Annotated in this window: 17 protein-coding genes and 1 pseudogene; 9 read left to right on the top strand and 9 right to left on the bottom strand. The window is 45.7% G+C overall.

Translation table 11 applies throughout. From position 1 onward, the window contains the following. Positions 1-25 precede the first annotated feature (25 nt). Complete coding sequence (locus CEF13_RS25325; RefSeq protein WP_102715127.1) at positions 26-493, top strand: GNAT family N-acetyltransferase; 468 nt, start codon at positions 26-28, stop codon at positions 491-493. A gap of 61 nt (positions 494-554) precedes the next feature. Here the strand turns inward: CEF13_RS25325 and CEF13_RS25320 are convergent, their stop codons facing one another. Continuing rightward, complete coding sequence (locus CEF13_RS25320) at positions 555-1403, bottom strand: helix-turn-helix domain-containing protein (RefSeq protein WP_211297048.1); 849 nt, start codon at positions 1401-1403, stop codon at positions 555-557. 242 nt (positions 1404-1645) lie between these two features. Here CEF13_RS25320 and CEF13_RS25315 point away from each other — a divergent pair, with 242 nt between their 5' ends. Beyond that, positions 1646-2125, top strand: a complete 480-nt coding sequence (locus CEF13_RS25315) for a hypothetical protein (RefSeq protein ID WP_102715125.1) — start codon at positions 1646-1648, stop codon at positions 2123-2125. Positions 2126-2306: 181 nt separating this feature from the next. Here the strand turns inward: CEF13_RS25315 and CEF13_RS25310 are convergent, their stop codons facing one another. Continuing rightward, positions 2307-2603 (bottom strand): YjzC family protein, encoded by a 297-nt coding sequence (locus CEF13_RS25310; RefSeq protein ID WP_102715123.1) that lies wholly within the window; start codon positions 2601-2603, stop codon positions 2307-2309. Positions 2604-2785: 182 nt separating this feature from the next. Between CEF13_RS25310 and CEF13_RS25305 the strand changes: the two genes are divergently transcribed. After that, positions 2786-3778 carry a Gfo/Idh/MocA family protein gene (locus tag CEF13_RS25305; RefSeq protein WP_244917127.1) on the top strand — a complete coding sequence of 331 codons (993 nt, stop codon included), beginning with the start codon at positions 2786-2788 and terminating at the stop codon, positions 3776-3778. A gap of 320 nt (positions 3779-4098) precedes the next feature. Here the strand turns inward: CEF13_RS25305 and CEF13_RS25300 are convergent, their stop codons facing one another. Further along, positions 4099-4278 carry a hypothetical protein gene (locus tag CEF13_RS25300; protein ID WP_102715121.1) on the bottom strand — a complete coding sequence of 60 codons (180 nt, stop codon included), beginning with the start codon at positions 4276-4278 and terminating at the stop codon, positions 4099-4101. A gap of 39 nt (positions 4279-4317) precedes the next feature. After that, positions 4318-4668, bottom strand: coding sequence for a VOC family protein (locus CEF13_RS25295; protein ID WP_102715119.1), 351 nt, complete (start codon positions 4666-4668; stop codon positions 4318-4320). Positions 4669-5046: 378 nt separating this feature from the next. Between CEF13_RS25295 and CEF13_RS25290 the strand changes: the two genes are divergently transcribed. Continuing rightward, positions 5047-5934 (top strand): copper amine oxidase N-terminal domain-containing protein, encoded by an 888-nt coding sequence (locus tag CEF13_RS25290; RefSeq protein WP_102715117.1) that lies wholly within the window; start codon positions 5047-5049, stop codon positions 5932-5934. 154 nt (positions 5935-6088) lie between these two features. After that, a pseudogene (locus tag CEF13_RS29765) lies at positions 6089-6167 on the top strand (DUF3934 family protein); the annotation flags it as partial. Between the two features lie 316 nt (positions 6168-6483). Here the strand turns inward: CEF13_RS29765 and lplA are convergent. The 3 genes from lplA to CEF13_RS25270 form a co-directional block, all read right to left on the bottom strand. Then, a complete protein-coding gene (gene lplA, locus CEF13_RS25280) occupies positions 6484-7476 on the bottom strand; it encodes a lipoate--protein ligase (protein WP_102715113.1) in 993 nt (330 codons plus the stop codon). Between the two features lie 120 nt (positions 7477-7596). Continuing rightward, the gene (locus CEF13_RS25275; RefSeq protein WP_102715111.1) at positions 7597-8004 is read right to left on the bottom strand and encodes a bactofilin family protein; all 408 of its coding nucleotides are present in this window, start codon (positions 8002-8004) and stop codon (positions 7597-7599) included. 1 nt (position 8005) lies between these two features. Next, entirely contained in the window at positions 8006-8986 is a 981-nt protein-coding gene (locus CEF13_RS25270) for a M23 family metallopeptidase (protein ID WP_102715109.1), read from the bottom strand. 273 nt (positions 8987-9259) lie between these two features. On the opposite strand from CEF13_RS25270, the gene CEF13_RS25265 reads away from it, so the two are divergent. Further along, positions 9260-9817, top strand: a complete 558-nt coding sequence (locus tag CEF13_RS25265; protein ID WP_102715108.1) for an NUDIX hydrolase — start codon at positions 9260-9262, stop codon at positions 9815-9817. An 88-nt stretch (positions 9818-9905) separates the two neighbouring features. Here CEF13_RS25265 and CEF13_RS25260 read toward each other — a convergent pair whose 3' ends face one another. Beyond that, the gene (locus CEF13_RS25260; protein ID WP_424991984.1) at positions 9906-11237 is read right to left on the bottom strand and encodes an arsenic transporter; all 1332 of its coding nucleotides are present in this window, start codon (positions 11235-11237) and stop codon (positions 9906-9908) included. Positions 11238-11746: 509 nt separating this feature from the next. On the opposite strand from CEF13_RS25260, the gene CEF13_RS25255 reads away from it, so the two are divergent. Then, the gene (locus CEF13_RS25255) at positions 11747-13138 is read left to right on the top strand and encodes an aldehyde dehydrogenase (RefSeq protein ID WP_102715106.1); all 1392 of its coding nucleotides are present in this window, start codon (positions 11747-11749) and stop codon (positions 13136-13138) included. A gap of 76 nt (positions 13139-13214) precedes the next feature. Here CEF13_RS25255 and CEF13_RS25250 read toward each other — a convergent pair whose 3' ends face one another. Continuing rightward, entirely contained in the window at positions 13215-16553 is a 3339-nt protein-coding gene (locus CEF13_RS25250; RefSeq protein WP_102715104.1) for a DEAD/DEAH box helicase, read from the bottom strand. A gap of 149 nt (positions 16554-16702) precedes the next feature. Here CEF13_RS25250 and CEF13_RS25245 point away from each other — a divergent pair, with 149 nt between their 5' ends. Both CEF13_RS25245 and CEF13_RS25240 read left to right on the top strand, forming a co-directional pair. Then, on the top strand, positions 16703-17677 hold the full coding sequence (locus tag CEF13_RS25245; protein ID WP_102716555.1) for an aldo/keto reductase: 975 nt from the start codon (positions 16703-16705) through the stop codon (positions 17675-17677). Between the two features lie 45 nt (positions 17678-17722). Next, positions 17723-19588 carry a DUF2264 domain-containing protein gene (locus CEF13_RS25240; RefSeq protein WP_102715102.1) on the top strand — a complete coding sequence of 622 codons (1866 nt, stop codon included), beginning with the start codon at positions 17723-17725 and terminating at the stop codon, positions 19586-19588. Positions 19589-19591 lie beyond the last annotated feature (3 nt).

Raw genomic sequence — 19591 nt, 5'->3', positions numbered from 1 at the left:
CCGAAGTTGGGGAGCTGGTTGGGATATGAACAATGAAGCTGTTATTAGACCTATCCATCGAAATGAACTGGCGCAATTATTAGATTTGTACAAACATTTACACACGAATGACCCTGAGCTTTGCGTAGATGATTTAGAATCCTTATGGGAGCGAATATATAAAGATCCTAATATGCATTATTTGGTGGCTGAAAGAGAAGGCAGCTTAGTAGCATCTTGTGTTTTGGTTATCGTTCCAAACTTAACAAGAAATGCACGTCCGTATGGGTGGATTGAAAATGTGGTTACGCATCAGAATTACAGAAGAATGGGTTACGGATCAGAAGTATTGAAACGAGCATTACAAATCGCTTGGGAGCAAAATTGTTATAAGGTAATGCTTCTTACAGGCTCAGCAGAAGAAGGAACGTTATTATTTTATGAAAACATAGGGTTTAAGAAAGGTGTCAAAACGGGGTTTATAGCTGCTCCTGCTCCAGAGATGCCTTTTTAAAATAACAGACCAATTGCAGGCGGCGGTGCAAGAACATCTTGCACCGCCATCTGTTTGCATTCTATTCGGCGTTTATTTTGAAGCTCAGAATAAGGCTATTCAACAGCTGAGCGGGCAAAAAAGGGGCCAAGGCTGATAAATGGGATGGCAGCAGCCGAGCTTTATCTACCTGTTCGATGAGAATTACCAAATCAGATTGGTCGAGAAAAGGGGCTAATCCGATTAGATTTGCAGCATCGGGCACGGCGTTGCTGTTTGCTTTATGGGCCAATTGAGATAACGCAGTACCTCCTAAGAAGGGAGACAATGCTTGAATGACCTCCCAGTCTATACTTTCTTCAGCAGTTAGATCCACTAATTGTTCCAGTACATCCTCTCCCAGAAATGGAGCAAGACCGGTTACTTGCCGCATATCAATGGAGTCTTTTGACATCTGACCAACTAAACGCTCCAATGTTTTTCGTCCAATAAAAGGAGCTAATCCGTTCAATGCATGCCCGTTAACCCCGCCGTCCATTCCTTCTACCATCGTTTCCAAGGTTTCTTTAGCCAAAAAAGGCGCTAGGCTCACAATATGTTCTAACGTAATAGGCTGCTGGCTGGTTTGTTCGGAGGAAGGAGCAGTTGCGTTCGCTTCCCAAGCAAAGGAGAAATCGGCTGCTGCCTCTTCTAATATTGAAGTAGAATGAACGGGCATTAGAGCCGGTTGACCGTTCAACAGCTCATCAACCGTAATGTCTAAATGATTTGCCAGAATCGGTAGAAGTCCAATATCCGGCAGTGATTCTCCACGTTCCCATTTGGAAACAGCTTGATGGCTTACATTAAGATTGCTCGCTAATTCAGCCTGAGTAAAATCTTTATTCTTTCTTAATACGGATATAAATGCTCCAATTTTTTGCATATTCATTATTAGGCTTCCTCCTAGAAAATGGTCTGTAAAGCGCGCGATTTGCTCTCTCTAACGTAACACAGCGCATAGTCTAAGCCAATCAGTTATTGGTTGAATGGTTATCAATAGCCACTATAAATACATTCAACCGCTGGTTGAAAAAAATATTTAGGGCTCACCATCATTCGATTCAAAGCATCCTCTAGCGGGTATACAGGTTGTAAGCTCGTATAAGGGTAAGAATAAGAGGAGGGCTCACAATGACGGTAACCATTGGTATATTCCAGAATGAAGAGAAGGTTCTAGAAGCAATCAAACTCTTTCAAGCTGTTCATGCACATAATAGTCTTCGAATCGTCGTAAAAAATCAGGAATCAGCTCCAATTCTGACCGCGCAAACGGATATTCCTGTGGAGGAAATGTATGAAATACTAGATGCTCAGGGAAGAGGCGGCGTTATAGGAGTTGCTCCGATTGGAGCAGGCGGATACTCTGCAACAGGTGCAACGGGAGCAGGGCCTGCCCCCGGAGGCATTATAGTGGGCGGTTTGAAGCGGGATGACGAGCGGGCCACTAAAGGCGTAATGCGTGATATCGGCATTCCTGGCGATTATGCGAAGGAATGTGGAGAAGCTGTGGAAGCAGGGCGTTATTTGCTTATAACGGAATCCGAAGAAAACACCGAGGTTGAGGCAGAAGCATTATTTATTCAAGCTGGAGCATCAGATATATTTCATTAAATCATTATTGGCGCTAGATAAAAAGGCTGCAGCTTGAATAAGCGGGCAGCCTCTTTATCATTTCCTATAATGTATTCCTCGCCGTAACCAAACCGTCTCCCGTATGAACGCCAAATAGTCCCCCGTTACACATGAAGGGGACTATCTATCATTATATGATGATTAAACTAGCGAAATACGCTCAGGCATGCTTCCATGAGGTGCTATTCCCGGTTTTCGGGCACGCCGGAAAAGTATCGCCGTGCTTAAGCTCGATGCGTTCTCCGTCTCCGTCAACGTAATTCCCTGACTCAGTTACCTTGTCTCCCGTTTTATGCTCATGATCGGCATGTCTCCATGTTGTTGGTTTATGCGATACCGGACACGCTGGGAATTTGTCGCCTTCTTGGAGTTCTTTTTTTTCTCCGACGGCACAGATGTATTTTCCGGTTTCAGGAACCGTCTCATTTGTTTGGTGAAGATCCATATGCTTGTTCATTTTGATCATCCTTTCAATAACATACTCCCAAAACTATTTGCTGGGGTTAATATAACAGTACCCAAGAATAGAGGGGATTAAACGTTAATGACATAAAGCAGCAGCTGGAAAAACTATACTGTTTAGGATAAGTTCTTTATAATGAAGATAGGAATCATTCTATTAAAAGGAGTGGATAATGAGTGGCGCTGCAAACGATTAAGTGGGGAATTATGGGTCCAGGCTGGATTTCCTCCAAATTTACGAAGGATTTGGCTTTTGCTGAAGGTGCAGAATTGGTCGCAGTAGGTGGAAGGAGCCTAGAGAAGGCGGAACGTTTCGCGAAGGAATACAAAATTCCGCGCGCTTATGGCAGCATCGAAGAGCTGGCCGCTGATCCCGAGGTTGATATTGTTTATATCGGTACGCTGCATCCAGCGCACAAAGAGAATACGCTTACTTTATTGCGTGCGGGAAAAGCGGTCCTTTGCGAGAAGCCGTTCACGATGAATGCGGCGGAAGCGAATGAAATGATTTCGTATGCCAAAGAAAACCGAGTGTTCCTAATGGAAGCGATGTGGACGCGTTACTTGCCTCCTATTCGCAAGGTAAGAGAATGGCTCGCAGAAGGCAAGATCGGCGAAGTGCGCATGCTGAAGGCAGATTTTGGTTTCAATATGGGCTGGGCGCCAGAAAGCCGTTTGCTCGATCCTGCACTTGGCGGTGGAGCGCTGCTTGATGCCGGTATTTATCCTGTTTCATTCGCTTCCATGGTATTTGGCACACAGCCTGCCAAAATTATGAGCAGTGCTAAGATTGGCGAGACAGGCGTAGATGAGCAATTTTCCTTATTGTTTGAATATGAAGGTGGACGAACAGCAGCTCTGAATGGAGCGGTTCAGCTCGATATGGTTAACGATGCCTATATCTATGGTACAAAAGGGCATATTCATATTCCGAACTTTCTATTTGGCCAATCGGCTTCTCTTCATGCTGCGAATGAAGAGCCTGAGAGCTTTGTATGCGATCGCGAAGCTGAAGGCTATGCCTATGAAGCGGAAGAAGCGATGAACTGCTTGAGAGAAGGCAGAATGGAAAGCGAGACAATGACTCTGGAGGAAACACTTGCTATTATGACCACTTTAGACACGATTAGAAAGCAGTGGGGATTAAAGTATCCTTCTGATCAGAACTAGACATTCCGTTCAATGAATAAAGAAGGCTGTCGATGCACATCGGCAGCCTTCTGCTGATTATAGTGTTGATAGAATTACAGTAGATGTTGGATTAACGGACACAGGAGCCGTTATTTACTCCAAAACTGCCTTTTTCGGGAAGCTTGCGGACATCAGGGACGTTATTTGTGTGAAAAACATCAATTATTACCCCAGCCGAGGGAAATAGCGGATCTCATGTCCGTAACTCACCCAAATGCTACGAAAACCTACGAATAACGGCTCTCATGTCCGTAACCAACATAGAAAAGCAATATTAGTTCAATACGGCTGAAATACTCCTAAGACGAAGAGGCTGCTATAAATTGAATAACGCCAATCGTGATTAGGAGAAGTATAAAAACAATAATAAATCCGATAACAAACTTTAAAGCATTGGATGATTTCGGTTTATGCTGCAGTAGACTCTCTATTGTATCCAATCGCTCTTTAAGCTTCTGTATTTCTACTTCATGCTCCATTGTTCGAATCTCCTTTGTTCCTCATCACGGCGAGAATCATTAACAATCCTTGATGAGGATGAGATAACCTTCCGTATCTGTTACATGAAAACTGGTTGTTTTTTCATACGGACAGTAGTAAATATCATCTACCTCAGCGCCTTTTGACTTTAATAATTCGTGTGAACGATTAATATCTGGCGAAAATAAACTAAATACAGCATGTGTTGTCGGGTTCTTCTTATCGGATTCAATAAGCAGTATTCGTGCTCCATCCATTTCTAAAGCACCATGCTCATTTCTAGCGATCCCTAGCACATTCATATACCAGTCCATCGCATTCTCATAATTACTCACATGTACATAGATTTCTGTAACCAGATTAGTAACTGGATCCATTATTTTTTCCATGTTTTATCCCTCATTATTGTATTTTATTTTAAATAATTCCAATCGAGGTTCATTGATCATTTACAATCGTCTATTTCTCTTTTCATCCAGATGAATATCCAGAGCCTGTATAGCTCGAAGCGCGAGTTTTATGAACAAGTAGAGGCTGGTAATAACAAGTAAAATAATAACACCATAAAGAATGAACAAAATCATAGGCAATAACCCGGCAAACGAAAAGCCCATTGCATTAGCGATCCTATACACATCCTTTTCTATAGGACAGTCATTCCCTAATATTTATAAATTTAATAAATAGTACCACGTAATTGAAACAAAAACGAATAGCATATCGTTTAAAAATAGATGTTATAAATCAGAATAAAGGAGTGGCCTTTGATGAGATGGTTAAAAGGAGCTTTATCTTTACTTAGCATTATGGGGATGCTGGTGTCAGGAGCTACAGTAGCAGCTGCGCCGCAAACGTCATTAAAGGTATATATCGACGGAAAAAGGCAAGAGAATGTATTGCAAGTAAACGGAAGAACAATGGTACAGTTGAAAGCCTATAATGACCCGGAAAAGCTGACCTATACCTATGAAGCATCGTCAAAGTCGGTAGTCATTCAATATACCGAAAAAAATAGGATTGTTCGACTTAAAGAGGGGGCTAGTACGGCTGAAGTCAATGGGAAGAGCGTTAAGCTGGATGCACCTGCGATCATAAAGGAAGGACGAACTTATTTGCCTTTGCGTTTCCTGGCTGAAACATTAGGCGGCGCCGTTACTTATAACAAGGATACGAACCAAGTCATTGTTCGGACCCCTTCAGGGCAAGAAAACTACAAAGTGTTGATGAGCGGGGATTTGGATAAGGCGAGAGAGGCTGCGCTCCGTATTCCGAACATTTTTAATGACAAGGAGATTGCCGCAAGCGGAGAAGGCTTCACTTTTACTTATGTATTTCCGAAGGGAGAGGCTCTGCGTTATCAGATACAATATAAGCAATTAGTCAGGTATGTAGAAATCAATGGAGATGGACTTTCTATTGTGAAGTGGCAAAGGGACAATACGGGGAAGAATGGAGAGAGTGGCAAGGAGCCCGCGAAGCTGAATGAAGCTGTTTTTTATGAAGATAATTTGATGCTGGAAAAATACTCTTACGGAACAATCGACAGTAAGGGAGTGCGAACAGAGATGGGGGTTGTCGATTATAATGTCTACAAAGAGTATAAGGGAACCCTTATAGTGGCGATCGATGGTGAACAGAGGATTGACAGAAAATAGATGAATATGAGCTCTCACTAACGTAGAGCCCATAATAATGGTATAATGATAAGTATTGATAACGAGGAACAGGGATCTGAATAGATGCTGCGGCTACATTTCATGTAAACGTATAACGGGTAACTCGACATAGAAAGCATGATGGAGTGATGAGATGAGCAACGCTAAGGGCAAAGGCGGAACGGGACGAGGAACAGGCAAGAAGGGCTGGAATCGTTGGCAGGCAGGCGAGAAGAAAAAATTAGCGAAAAAAGTTTTTGGCAGAAATCAAGGTGCTAAAAGTGCCGAAGGCAAAGGTGCCGAAGGCGAGAAAAGCAGCAGCGGACCAAAAAGTGCGAATATGTCTAGAGGCAGCATCGCATTTAAAGGCGGTAACGCACCTAAAGGCAAAAATCCAGTGAAATAAGTATGGTCAATCGCCTGAAGTATAAATAATGACGGACCGAGAAGCTCACGTATAGTGAAGCATCCGGTCTTTTTTATTATATAAGGATGTATAACGACAACACCCCCGAGCAGATTTGCTCGGGGGTGTTGTCGCAGCTCGGGCTAAATGAATAATTCGAGCCATTGCTCCTTCGTAACGGGACCGAAATAGTAGGGCAAGTCAATACCGTCGAACAGCTGCTTTAGTGAGGCGGTATCATAACGAGTTCCTATAAGCTGTTCAGCAACTTCGTTGCTGTCGCCGCGACCGAAGAAATCGCCGTAGATGACGGCGCTATTGATAAGGCCGTCTTCGACCTGCAAGCGGATATCAAAGGTACCGGCGCCCTCAATCCGTTTTTTCTGCTGAACATTAAAGGCTGGCGAAAGTCCGTAGTTCCAATCCCAGCTGCGGTAACGCTCGTCCGCCAGCTTTTTCACATTAGCCCAGTCCTGCTCGCTTAGCTCATAATACGGAATTTCATCCACACCCTCGAAAATAGATGTCAGCAAATTTTGTTTAAACTGCTCTACAGTCATTGGTTCTTTTAAAAACTCTGTAATATTGGCTACACGGCTGCGAATCGATTTGGTTGATTTCGATACATATTTCTCCGCATTCACTTTGAGTGCAGACACGACATTGTCAATCTCAGAATGGAATAGCAGCGTTCCATGGCTGAACATTTTACCCTTTGTGGAAAACTGCGCATTGCCGGAAATTTTTCGTTCCCCAACCTGCAGATCATTTCGTCCTGTCATTTCGGCGTCTACACCAAGAGCTTGAAGTGCGCGAACGACGGGTTCGGTAAATTTCTTGAAGTTGTGGAAGGACTGTCCGTCATCCTTCATAATAAAGCTGAAGTTCAAATTGCCAAGGTCGTGGTAGACGGCCCCGCCTCCAGAGAGTCTGCGAACAATGTGAATCCCGTGCTGCTCCACATATTCAGCATTAATTTCTTCAACCGTGTTCTGGTTTTTGCCGATAATAATAGATGGTTCATTGACATAAAACAATAGGTAATCATCCGTGTCCGGCAGTGAACGCAATATATATTCCTCTAACGCTAAATTTAGCGCAGGATCGTTAATACCCCTATTACTAACAAAACGCATCGTTTCTCTCCTCCATTAGGTAGCTCATACAGGCATTATACGCGTATGAGGGGCTGATTTTCAAACCAACTCAAAAAATCGCCTAGAGAGACTCCAAGCGAAAGCTTCTTGTAATATCTATTAAGGCGATACCGCTGCCTCAGCCCCATTTTTTTTAGAAGCAGCAGGGGTGAGCTCTTTACTTTCCATTGTACTATTTCCATGAAATACGCCGCCAGCTTCAATGAGAAGATTACCTACCGACATATTGCCTATGAGTGATCCTGTCGAGCGGATGGTTAATGTCCCCTTCACGCTAACGTTACCGGTTAGTTTGCCAGCTAGAATAAGATCCCGAGTGACAATATTAGAAGAGGCGGAACCATTCTCTCCAATGGTAACCACGCCGCTCGATTCAATATCGCCTATGACGTGACCATCGACACGAATGCTGGCCTCGGATTTCATTTTCCCTTCGAAGGATGAGCCTTCTCCCACCAGTGTGTCCGTTGTGTCTGGATTAAGTTTCACAGCTTTGCCTTTAAACATGTTAAGGCTCCTCTCTATCCCCTTTAATATAGGGCTCGGGATCGACATTTTCACCATTTACGAATACCTCGTAATGCAGATGAGGTCCGGTACTCCGTCCTGTATTTCCGAGCTGGCCTATGATTTGGCCTTTTACAACTTTATCGCCAACCTCGACGTTCCTTGCATTCATATGCATATATCTAGTGCTGATACCGCGTCCATGGTCAATCATGACGTTGTTGCCGTGAATGCGGTCTCGCTCTGAGCGGGTAACCGTTCCGTCAGCGGCCGCATAGATGGGGTCTCCGACAGCACCCCCAATATCGAGACCGGCATGATAAGTAGCCCGCCTTGTAAACGGATCTTTGCGAACACCAAACAGAGAAGTTACCTTGCGAGAATCGGTCGGCCAAATAGTAGGGGTAATGCGCAGCATTTGCTGAACCTTCATGACCTCTTTCTTTGTTTCCTCCAGCTGCGGGATGAGTTCATCCATCTGATGGGTAATGTCTGAATAGTGCTGGCTTGTCTCCTTAGCGAATGAAGCGGAGCCAGCGACTGGAAGCGGTAGCTCCTCACCGCCCTGACCGCCCTCCTCCGTTATGAGTTTGGAGGCTGCTGCAGTGGAGCTATACGTCTCAATTCCAGCCAACTGCTTGAGCTGCAGTTCAAGCTCATTGATTTGGGCCATCTTTTGTTCCATTGCTTGAGCCTGCTCGGATAATTGAACAAGATCAGTTTGTAAGAGATTAATATTTTCTTCTTTAACATTCAATTGAAGCTGGTACTGCGCTGCTGATGAAGTCAACTGGTTTTGCAGCTTGCTTGTAATTAAAGCATTTCTTGAAAATAAGAGAAAGAATAAGAGTGCAAGTATGCCGAGAAGCAGAATAACGACCGGCACTAGTATAAGAATGAGTCTGGATATACGATATTGCATGACGGACTGATTCGCATCCGGGATAATGACGAGTGTGAATCGTTTTGAGAGCCACTTCATGACGTTCCTCCTAAAGGGAATAAGCGCTTACCGACAACACTTATTCGACGTACCCCTACAAAAGTCCTTTAAATCCCATAGTTTTCTGGAATTATTTCGCATTATAGGTGAATAGGCATGCATTTTTGTCGAATGGAGTCGATTAATATATGGCTACACAAAAAACCAACCTCAGCGGAAATAAAAGAGGTTGGTTTTGGTATTAGCTATGCAGCCGATTAATTTGCCTATATAATTTTAATTAGTCGTGAGTTTAATGCAGAGGTGAAGAGAATGACAGCGAAATTTTGTATGGAATGCGGTCATGAGCTGGAAACTCGTGATATTGATGGTACAACGAGAAGTGCATGCACCAGCTGCAGCTTTGTCCATTGGGGCAGCTATAGTATTGGAGTAGGAGCACTTGTTCTCAAGGAGGATAAGCTGCTGCTCGTGCGCAGAGCGCAAGAGCCCGGCAAAGGGAAATGGACGAATCCAGGCGGATATATTGAGCAGCATGAGCCTATTCAACAAACAATTGAAAGAGAAGTAATGGAAGAGAGCGGTGTAGAAGCAATCGTAAAGAGCGTCGTGGCGCTGCGCGATCAGCCTAGAAGCATACACAATGTCTACATTGCTTTCGAAATGGAGTACATTGGCGGAGAACCGACACCGGATAATGTGGAGGTTGATGCAGCAGGCTTCTTCAGTTTGCAAGAAATGGAAACAATGAATGTGGCTGATTTTACGCGCTGGCTCGTTGATGTTGCGTTCCGCCAACGCGTGCAAGGCTTGACGATCGATACGAATCCCATCATTCCGCTCCATGGATACGGGCTGTTTCGGGTTTAAATACCCGTACATTTTCATCTTTCTCACATAAAATACAAAGTGCATATTCTCTTTTCAGGGACCTTCTCCATGGAGGTCTTTTTTTTTGTTAAAATAACCACGAAACCCAATAAGACAAAATGATTAAAGTGAAGATGACCGTGATTGGAATGACAAAGGAGGTCACCTTTAAATATTGGCCCCAGCTGATTTTAACACCGCCTTTTCGAATGATGTGCATCCACATCAAGGTTGCGAGCGTTCCGATGGGCAATAGCAACGAGCCAATGTCGCTGCCGATTACACTTGCCAGATAAGCTATTTTCAGCGTAAGCGGATCAAGGCCCATGCTCATTAAGGTTAGTGTTCCGACCATAAGTGCGGGATGATTATTAAAGAGATTAGATAGTACGCTTAGAAGGGTACCCATGAGAACACTTGCATTCAGAAGACTTCCTGAGACGATAGGCTGCAGGAGCTGAATTAGCCATTCTGTTAAACCGATATTGTTCAAGCCATAAATGATGACGTACATACTAAAAGCAAATAGTAGTATATACCATGGCGTTTTCTTAATCATATCGGTTGGAGGGATTTTTAAAAATATCCAGCGCCATGCCAGAAGAAGAGAAGAACCGATAACGGCCATTAGAGAAACTGGAAAGTGAATATAGGAAGCTGCAAATAAGCTAAGGCGTACGCTTAATACAAAAATAAGAATGTTGCGCATAAACGCCGTACGGTTCTCTGTGGTTACGATCTCCTTCAGCGGATGGCTGCCCGGCAAGAGATTCCATCTAGCCGCTGGAGGCAATTTTTTGGGCAAAACACGATAAAAGGTTGCAAATAGAAGAAGCGACAGCAGGGCAAGCCCAAGTGAAGCAGGGATGAACATCATAGCAGTATGCATATACAGATCCATATGAACAATTTTTAGTGCTATTAAATTAACAATATTGCTGACCCCGATTGGGGCGCTGGAGGCGGTGGCAATTAACGCTCCGGATAGAAGATAGGGGATCTTCTGATGGTTTTTGAGTCCCATGTTCTGCAGCAGAATCAGCAGGATGGGAGTCGTAATTAAGATGCTGCCGTCATTATTTACAAACAGGGTCATAAGAAAACAGAATAGATTCGTTAGCCAAAACAATCGAATTCCTGAGCCTTTGGCTTTTCTAGTTAGAAGCTCGGCAGCCCAGTAGAAGAAACCAAAGCTTTCTAACACAATTGCCATAACTATAGTTGCTATAATCGTTACTGCCGCTCCGCTAATTGTTTCCGTTATTTGACCGAGGTCAGCGAGTGATACGCTTCCGCATAGAATAACAATAATAGCTCCGACAGTAGCTGGAATAGCTTCATTGACATTGGGCTTCCAGAAAATGAATCCAATCGTCAGAAAAAAAGTGCAGATGGTCATTAAAACTGTTAAATCATGCATAATTCAGCCTCTTTTCAAGGATAGAAGTTATCTCTTTCTAACTAGCATCTCTCCTTTTGGAATATTGGATTTAGGATAATCTAGCTTATCATTCTATTGATTTACATAGAAGATCTCCTCCTTCTTTTGATAGTGTAAGAATTGGTTTGTACTGTATATATACGTGCAAGACAGATTGTTCGTACTGGTCAATATCCCTATCTCTATTAAAATCTGCTAGTATCGCTTCATGATGGACGTCATGGAAGGATAGATATATAGAGAGGGGAGGAGCCTGCTGCCCAGCTGTAATTGACGCATGAATAGCACGGCAGTATGATTATTCAATTGAATGTTTAAATGTTTAAACCAATTAAAAATGGATATATAAGAGGTTTAAGGAGGCGGAATGATGGGGCAACAGGCAGCGTTATTATTCCACAACGCTTACCGATTCCGTCGAACGATTGATGCGAGTATTAGCTGCGTTAGAACGTGATTGCTTATAGACAAGAGGGGAGGATGTCCGTATGGAAGCCTGGACAAACGAGCGTGCAGAGCAGATTATTGACCGGCATAAGCAATTTTATGCGAGCGGTCAGACAAGGGGCGTCAGCTTTCGGCTACAGCAATTGAAAAAGTTGCAGGAAGCTATCAAGCGTTATGAGCAGCAGCTCATGACTGCCTTGTATCAGGATTTGCGGAAAAGTGAATTTGAGTCGTATGCAACAGAAATAGGTCTCGTACTAGGAAGTATTCGTCATATGATGAAGCATCTTAAGCGCTGGATGAGGCCGCTTCGGGTGAAATCGCCTATTCATGTATTCCCTTCTAGAAGCTATATAAGGAAAGAAGCCTATGGAACGGTACTCATTATCGGTCCTTTTAATTATCCGGTACAGCTTGTGCTAGAACCGCTTATTGGAGCCATTGCAGCTGGCAATTGCGCGGTAATCAAGCCCTCGGAGAGCTGCCCGAATGTGTCTGCTGTTATCAGGCAAATGATTGGAGATATATTCGAGGAGTCCTATATTGAAGTTATCGAAGGCGAGAAGGAAGCGACCACCTATCTCATTAATGCCCCATTTGACTATATTTTCTTTACTGGCAGCGTAGCCGTCGGGAAAATCGTCATGGAGGCTGCCGCCAAAAATCTGGTGCCTGTGACGCTGGAGCTTGGCGGCAAGAGTCCGGTTATTGTAGATCAAACGGCTAATCTGGACATTGCAGCCAAACGTATTATTTGGGGTAAGCTTCTGAATGCTGGCCAAACCTGCATAGCACCAGATTATTTGCTCGTGCATGAGGATATTAAAGCCGCGCTTATGTTAAGGATGAAGGAAGCAATTGATAGCTTCTACGGATACGATGCCAGCAAAAGCAACGATTACGGACGGATTGTAAATAAGCGGCAATTCAGTCGGCTTCAATCCATACTGGAGCAAGACCGAGCGAAAATTTCGGCAGGCGGAGCCTCAAAAATAGATGATTTATTTATCGAACCGACGCTCATAGATAACGTATCCTGGGAAGATGCCTCCATGTCAGAGGAAATATTCGGCCCTATTCTGCCTATCATGTCGTATAAAGAATTAAACCATGCGATACAAATGATAAATAATCGTCCAAAGCCGCTGGCGCTGTATATTTTTACTGAAAACAAGGCTGCCGAGAAGGAAGTGCTTGAACGTGTTTCTTTCGGAGGAGGCTGTGTGAATGATACGCTCTCGCATGTCGCAAGCGTGCACCTGCCATTTGGCGGGGTGGGCAGTTCGGGGATAGGCGCGTATCATGGCAAGAGCAGCTTTGACGTTTTTTCCCATCAGAAAAGCATCGTCAAACGAAGCACAAAGCTTGACTTGGGTTTTGCGTATCCGCCTTACACAGCCGATATGAAATGGCTGAAGAAATGGATGAAGTAAATAGATAAATGAAAGAAAGAGGCTGTTTCACAAGATTTACCTTGTGAGACAGCCTCTTGTTATGGAAGCATAAGTATTACTGAAGCATTAGAATTTCACGGATCTCCTGCTCGGATAGAGCGGAAAGCTTATCCTGGCCGGGCTGAATGATTTCGTCGATTAGATTTTTCTTGCGCTGTTGAAGCTCGTACATCTTGTCCTCGACGGTCCCCTGTGCAACCATGCGAATAATTTGTACGACATTTTTTTGTCCAATGCGATGCGCACGGTCAGCTGCCTGCTGCTCAACAGCAGGATTCCACCAAAGGTCATACAATATAACCGTGTCTGCTCCGGTCAAGTTAAGCCCGGTGCCTCCGGCCTTAAGGGAGAGAAGAAACAGATCCCTTTCGCCATTGTTGAATCGATTACACAGCTCAACCCGTTCGGAAGAGGGCGTTTGTCCGTCCAAATAGAAATAGGGGACGCCTTGAAGGCCAAGCTCACGGCCGATCAAGCCAAGCATTTCTGTGAACTGCGAGAAGACAAGCAGACGTTTGCCTGCATTTTGGCATTCCTCAATAATGTCGAGGAGCTGTTCGAATTTGGCTGAGCTGCCCTTATAATCTTCGACGAAAAGAGCAGGGTGACAGCATAGCTGGCGCAGCCTCGTAATGCCTGCTAATATTTTAATCCGGTTTTTATGAAAACTCTCTTCATTCAGATGCTTGACCGTTTCCTGCTGCAGCTTAGCTAGAAATCCAACATACAGCTTTTTCTGTTCCGGCAGCAGCTCGGATGCTTGAATCGATTCGATCTTCTCTGGCAGCTCCTTCAGCACATCGCTCTTCAGCCTGCGCAGCAGAAACGGTCGAACGCGCTTAGCAACCGTTTCACGGGAAAGCTCGTTAAAGGCTTGGCGGCTTGGGAACAGCTCGGGGAATACAGCGCCAAATATCGACCATAGCTCCTCAAGCGTGTTTTCCACGGGCGTACCCGTAAGCGCGAAACGATACTGAGCCTCAATGGCTTTAACGGCTTGTGCCGTTTGAGTAGTGTGATTTTTGAAAAACTGTGCTTCATCGAGAATGAGCGTATGGAAGGATTGCTTCGCATATTGCTCAATGTCTCTTCGGAGCAGCGGGTAGGATGTAATAACGACGTCGGCTCCGTTGGCATTTCTCAGTAAGCCGAGTCGCTCGGATTTACTTCCGTCAGCAATCACGGCTTTTATTTCCGGCGCAAATTTCTTCAGTTCATTCAGCCAGTTGTAGACGAGCGATGCTGGCGAGACGATAAGTGCCGGCTGCTGCCGCTCCCTGATTTCAGGCAGGACGGAGACAAGGAAAGCGATCGCTTGCACCGTTTTCCCGAGCCCCATATCGTCTGCAAGAATGCCGCCAAAATGATAATGAGCAAGTGTTTTCAACCACTGATAGCCATACTTTTGGTAATCGCGCAGCACGGGAGCTAAGCTCTCCGGGACAGGGAAATCCAGATTGTCCGGATTGCGCATATTCTCAAGCAATCGGCGGAAAGCCTTGCCGAGCTTCACTGATTTTCCTTGCTGATCCCTGTCCATCAGATGCAATGCACGGACTGCAGGAATACGGAATGTTGTGCCTTGCAGATCCCCATTTCGAAGGCCAACCTCGTTAATAAAAGTAATGATTTCTTGAAAAGCTGCGCCCTCAAGCGGAAGCAGTGAACCATCCGGCAGCCGGTGGTATTTGCGCTGAATCTCCAGCGACTTCAGCAGCTTGCGAATTTCTGAATCGGGAATACCGTCCATTTCAAATTTGAATTCAAGCCAATCGGTTCGTTCATCCCTGTCGACCATTATGGTTGGAGGGGCATGCTTCGTTACAATTCGTACTTTGACAGCAGATGTGGCATATACCTTAAGCAGCTTCTCCAATTGTGGAACAACATGGTGAAGAAACTCGAATTCCGCTTCCTCATCCTCCATGAAATAGCCGCTCTCTGTTTTGGCGAAAGGGCTTCGCTCCATCAGCTCAAGAATGGCTCTTTCCTGCTCGCCGTCGCGCATTAGAATACGGTCAGTGCCGCGCTTCTGATCGCTGCCTTCCAACGGATTTATGACAATATCGCCATACTGAAACTCCAATCCCGCAACGAGCCGGTCTCTGACACGGTCGAGATAGAGCTTCGCTTGAAGCTTAGTTTGCAGGATGCGATTAGAGATTGTTTCTGCAATAACGACGCTGCCCAGCTTCATCAAGCCGGGAATAACTCTTTCCATAAAGGGCTCCATCTGTTCCGGCGCAATATGAATGCTTGGCTTGCGTGAAGTGTCGAGCAGCTGCTTCAGCTCAGCGAGGCGTTTGCTTTGATGTTGCTGCAGACGAATAAGCTTGCCCTCGTTAAGGACGAGCCCATAGTCTTCCATGATCGTCATTTGCTCCAGCCCTTGTATATTCAATTGATAGCCATCGCTTTCCGCTTGATCAAATGAGAAATGAAGCGGTATCGTTTCTTCCGAAAGCCGAATACCTTCAAATGTTTGATTGCCATAAGCAAGCTGAGCGGAAGGCGCCGCTGTCAGCAAAGGGAGAAGTGAATTCCAAGAGAAGGAAGGCACAAGCAGCATCCGATCATCGCTCGCCGGAGCTTCCTTAAAGAAGGATCGTGTCATTGCATCCCTGTACATCATCTCATTGCGGTAAATGTGAATAAGCTGCCTTAAGACGGCGTCATTCTTTGGCTGAAAGTAATGAATGGCTGGATCATAGGTGAAATGCTTCGAGAACGTAAACGCTTGACTGCGATCAACACTTGCAAGAAATTCCCTGATTCTCTGCACGATGTACAGCCGCTTCGGCCCAACCTTGAGCTCGATACCGAACATATGCTTATGATAACCGTAAGAGTACAGCCGGCATGTAATTTCTATATCAAGCAGTGCTCTTGTATCTGTGATGAATCGGTTGCCGCTGGAACGAGCGGCTTTGCTGCTGAACAGACCGAGAATGTCGCGAGCAAGACGTGTATCCGTGCTGGCTGAAGCAGCCTTACCGGCAAATCTAGGAGTGAGAAGCCCTTCATCATCCTCATCATCAGACGGTCTATCCTCTGGGTGCAAGAGCGAGGGGTAGGCGCGAGGCGGCTTGTCCTCCCCCGCTCCTTGCTCAGCAATTTGGAGAAGAGCGGCTGCGACATGATTGCAATATTTATCGTAGGAACTGAACGCAAGACAGCTGCACACCGCATCTATGTCTCCAATAGGGTCTATGTCTATCGTCACGTCGTATCGCCTTGTTCCTTGAACAATCGCTTCATAGCTGGAAGTGCCGGAAGGATTGGGATTGGAAACGGTGATCATCACCTTTCCGTCTCTATAATAGGCTTCACCACGTTCATAGAAGCTATCGCCGCATAATAATTTAATAATCCGCTTAGATAATTGAAAGCTCATAGCAGGGGTCCTTTCCAGAAACAGCAGCATTTGTTCCGATTTTTAGATTTGTATTCATCATAACAGAATTTAAAGGATAGGGGATAATGGGAAGCGAAGCTATAATATATATAGGAAATCCTATCTCAAGTGAACAGGAGCTGATCATTTTGCAATTTCGCCGTCTTGGCAATAGTGGATTAAAAGTATCTGTATTAGGGCTTGGCACGAATTCATTCGGTAAACGGGCCGATGCTGAAGCGTCCAAGGAAATCATTGATTTCGCAATCGATAAGGGGATCAATTTCATCGATACGGCTAATATTTACGCGGGCACACAATCGGAGAAGATCATTGGACAAGCACTTGAGGGAAAGCGCCATCATGTCGTGCTGGCAACCAAAGCGGGATTAATGAAAGGCGCAGGTGTAAATGAGAGAGGCTCGTCACGCTATCATTTGATGTCTGAGCTGGAGGACAGCTTGAAGCGTCTGCGTACCGACTATATCGATCTTTATCAAATCCATACATTTGATCCGGAAACGCCGCTTGAGGAGACGCTGCGAACTCTGGAGGACATGGTGCGTTCAGGCAAGGTGCGCTATATCGGCGCTTCTAATTATTTGGCTTGGGAGCTTATGAAAGCTATGGGGATCAGTGATCGATTAGGGCTAAATCGCTTTGTTTCTACACAAGTGAGCTATTCCCTCGCGGATCGGACACCTGAGAAGGAGCTTGTCCCCATGTGTCTCGACCAAGGTATTGGCATTATCCCGTACTTTCCGCTAGCGGGAGGCATATTATCGGGCAAATACAGCTCGGACGAAAGGGCACCAGAAGGCTCTCGCGCTCAGACAGACCCGAACTTCAAGAGATTTCTTACCGATCAGACGATCGAACTCAGTGAACAATTGGGCAAGCTCTCCAGTGAACTTGGCTGTACGCCAAGCGTGCTTTCATTATCCTGGCTCATGCATCAGCCGGTTGTGTCTACGGTTATCGTAGGTGCGACTAAGGTGGGGCAGCTGGAAGAGAATCTGAAAAGCACAGCATTGAAGATTGACAGTGATGTGTTGTCCGAGCTGGATGCCATAAGCCAGGACTTTCGCAATGGTGATCCATTCGCCTTCTATCGCTTGCCGTAAATGATGAGCAGACGCAAATAAGTTATCTGGCCGGAGGTTTATATCATGCATAGAATAGAGCTTCCAATAGTAAGCAATCCGATCCGCTCACGGGAGGATGTGCAGCAGGCTGTCCGTCAATTGGTCGAGCCATTAAAGCGCCATTATAGTAAAGGCTTTGCTCGTGTGCAGCTTGGCAATACAGGAGCTTCCTACGAAGCCGAGGTAGCTGGCTTCGAGGGCTTCTCCCGTGTGCTGTGGGGAATGGCTCCGCTTGTGGCAGGCGGCGGTGAAAGCGATATGTGGGATGATATGGTGCAAGGGATTAGAAACGGGACTGATCCATCGCATGAGGAATATTGGGGCATTATTCATGATTATGATCAGCGTATCGTCGAGATGGCTGCCTTCGGGCTGTCGCTCGCCATTGCCCCTGATAAGCTGTGGGGCGCGCTAAGCCCGCAGGAGCAGCAGCATTTTGTTGATTGGCTGAGCCAGATCAACAGATGCAAGGCTTATGATTGCAATTGGCTGTTTTTTGCTGTCATGGTGAACCTCGGATTGAAGGCAGTTGGCGCACCCTATGATGAAGCAGTCATGGAGGGCAACCTGGATCGAATGGATGCTTTCTATTTATCGGACGGCTGGTATGCCGATGGCGTAAAGACGCATAGCGATTACTATGTTCCCTTCGCTATTCATTACTATAGCCTATTCTATGCGAAGCTGATGGAGAGAGAGGATCCCGTTCGTTCCAAGCTGTATAAGGGCAGAGCCGCCAAATTCGCGAAGGACTTTATCTATTGGTTTGCCGAGGATGGCTCAGCGCTGCCCTATGGAAGAAGCCTTTCATACCGTTTCTCTCAGTCGGCTTTCTGGAGCGCGATGATTTATGCAGAGGTAGACACAATGCCTGTGGGCGAGCTGAAGGGCCTTGTTCTTCGTAATCTGCGTTGGTGGTTTAAGCAGCCGATATTTCAGACCGACGGCACGTTAACGATCGGCTATGCCTATCCGAATTTAGTGATGGCGGAAAATTACAACTCGCCGGTTTCGCCTTACTGGGCGCTGAAATCATTTCTGCCGCTCGCTTTGCCTGATGAGCATCCGTTCTGGCAGGCTGAGGAATTGCCGTTGCCGCAGCTGGAGCGATTGTCTGTTCAGCAGGCGCCGCATCTGGTCATATGCCGGCAGCCAGAGAAGAGCCATCTTGTTGCTTTCAACAGCGGCCATTTTTCATCGAATGAGCATACCCATACTTCAGCCAAGTATGAGAAGTTTGCCTACTCGAACTTCTTCGGCTTTAGCGTTCCGAGAGCGGAATGGGGGCTGGGGCAGGGGGCATTCGATTCGATGCTGGCGCTGAGCGAAGGCGATAATCTGTATCGTGTGAAACGAAAGAGCGAGGAATATACGATAGATGGTTCGACTATTTATACACGCTGGAAGCCTTGGGGCGATGTTGAGGTGAAAACGTGGATCGTTGCAGGAGCCCCATGGCATATTCGCGTGCACCGCATTCAGACAAGCAGAGTGCTTGATGCGGCGGACGGCGGCTTTGCACTAGGGCTGGAGAATCTAGATAAGCTTCCGAGACATGGAATTCACTCGGTTGACGAGAAAAGTGCATTTGCAGCGTACGCGTGGGGGGCAAGCGGTATTCGTCTGCTCTACGGAGCAGGCCAAGCTGAGCTCATTTATCCGAATGCTAATACTAATCTCATGAATACGCGCACGATCATTCCGACTGTGAAGCTGAGTATGCAGCCTGGGGTGCATTGGATGGCTACAGCAGTATTCGGCGAGCCGGGCAGCGATACCTGTGAGCAGCAATGGGCAGATGAGCCCGTGGCGAGCATAGAGGATGAACTGCTTATCATCGCATTTAAAAGGAGCGGCAAGGTTTTATTCATACATAATCTAACTCAATAAGCA

Origin of the sequence: Paenibacillus castaneae (assembly GCF_002884445.1) — a bacterium.
Taxonomy (GTDB): domain Bacteria; phylum Bacillota; class Bacilli; order Paenibacillales; family Paenibacillaceae; genus Pristimantibacillus; species Pristimantibacillus castaneae.
The sequence above is the reverse complement of the archived record's forward strand: the minus strand, read 5'-3'. Positions and strand labels throughout refer to the sequence as shown.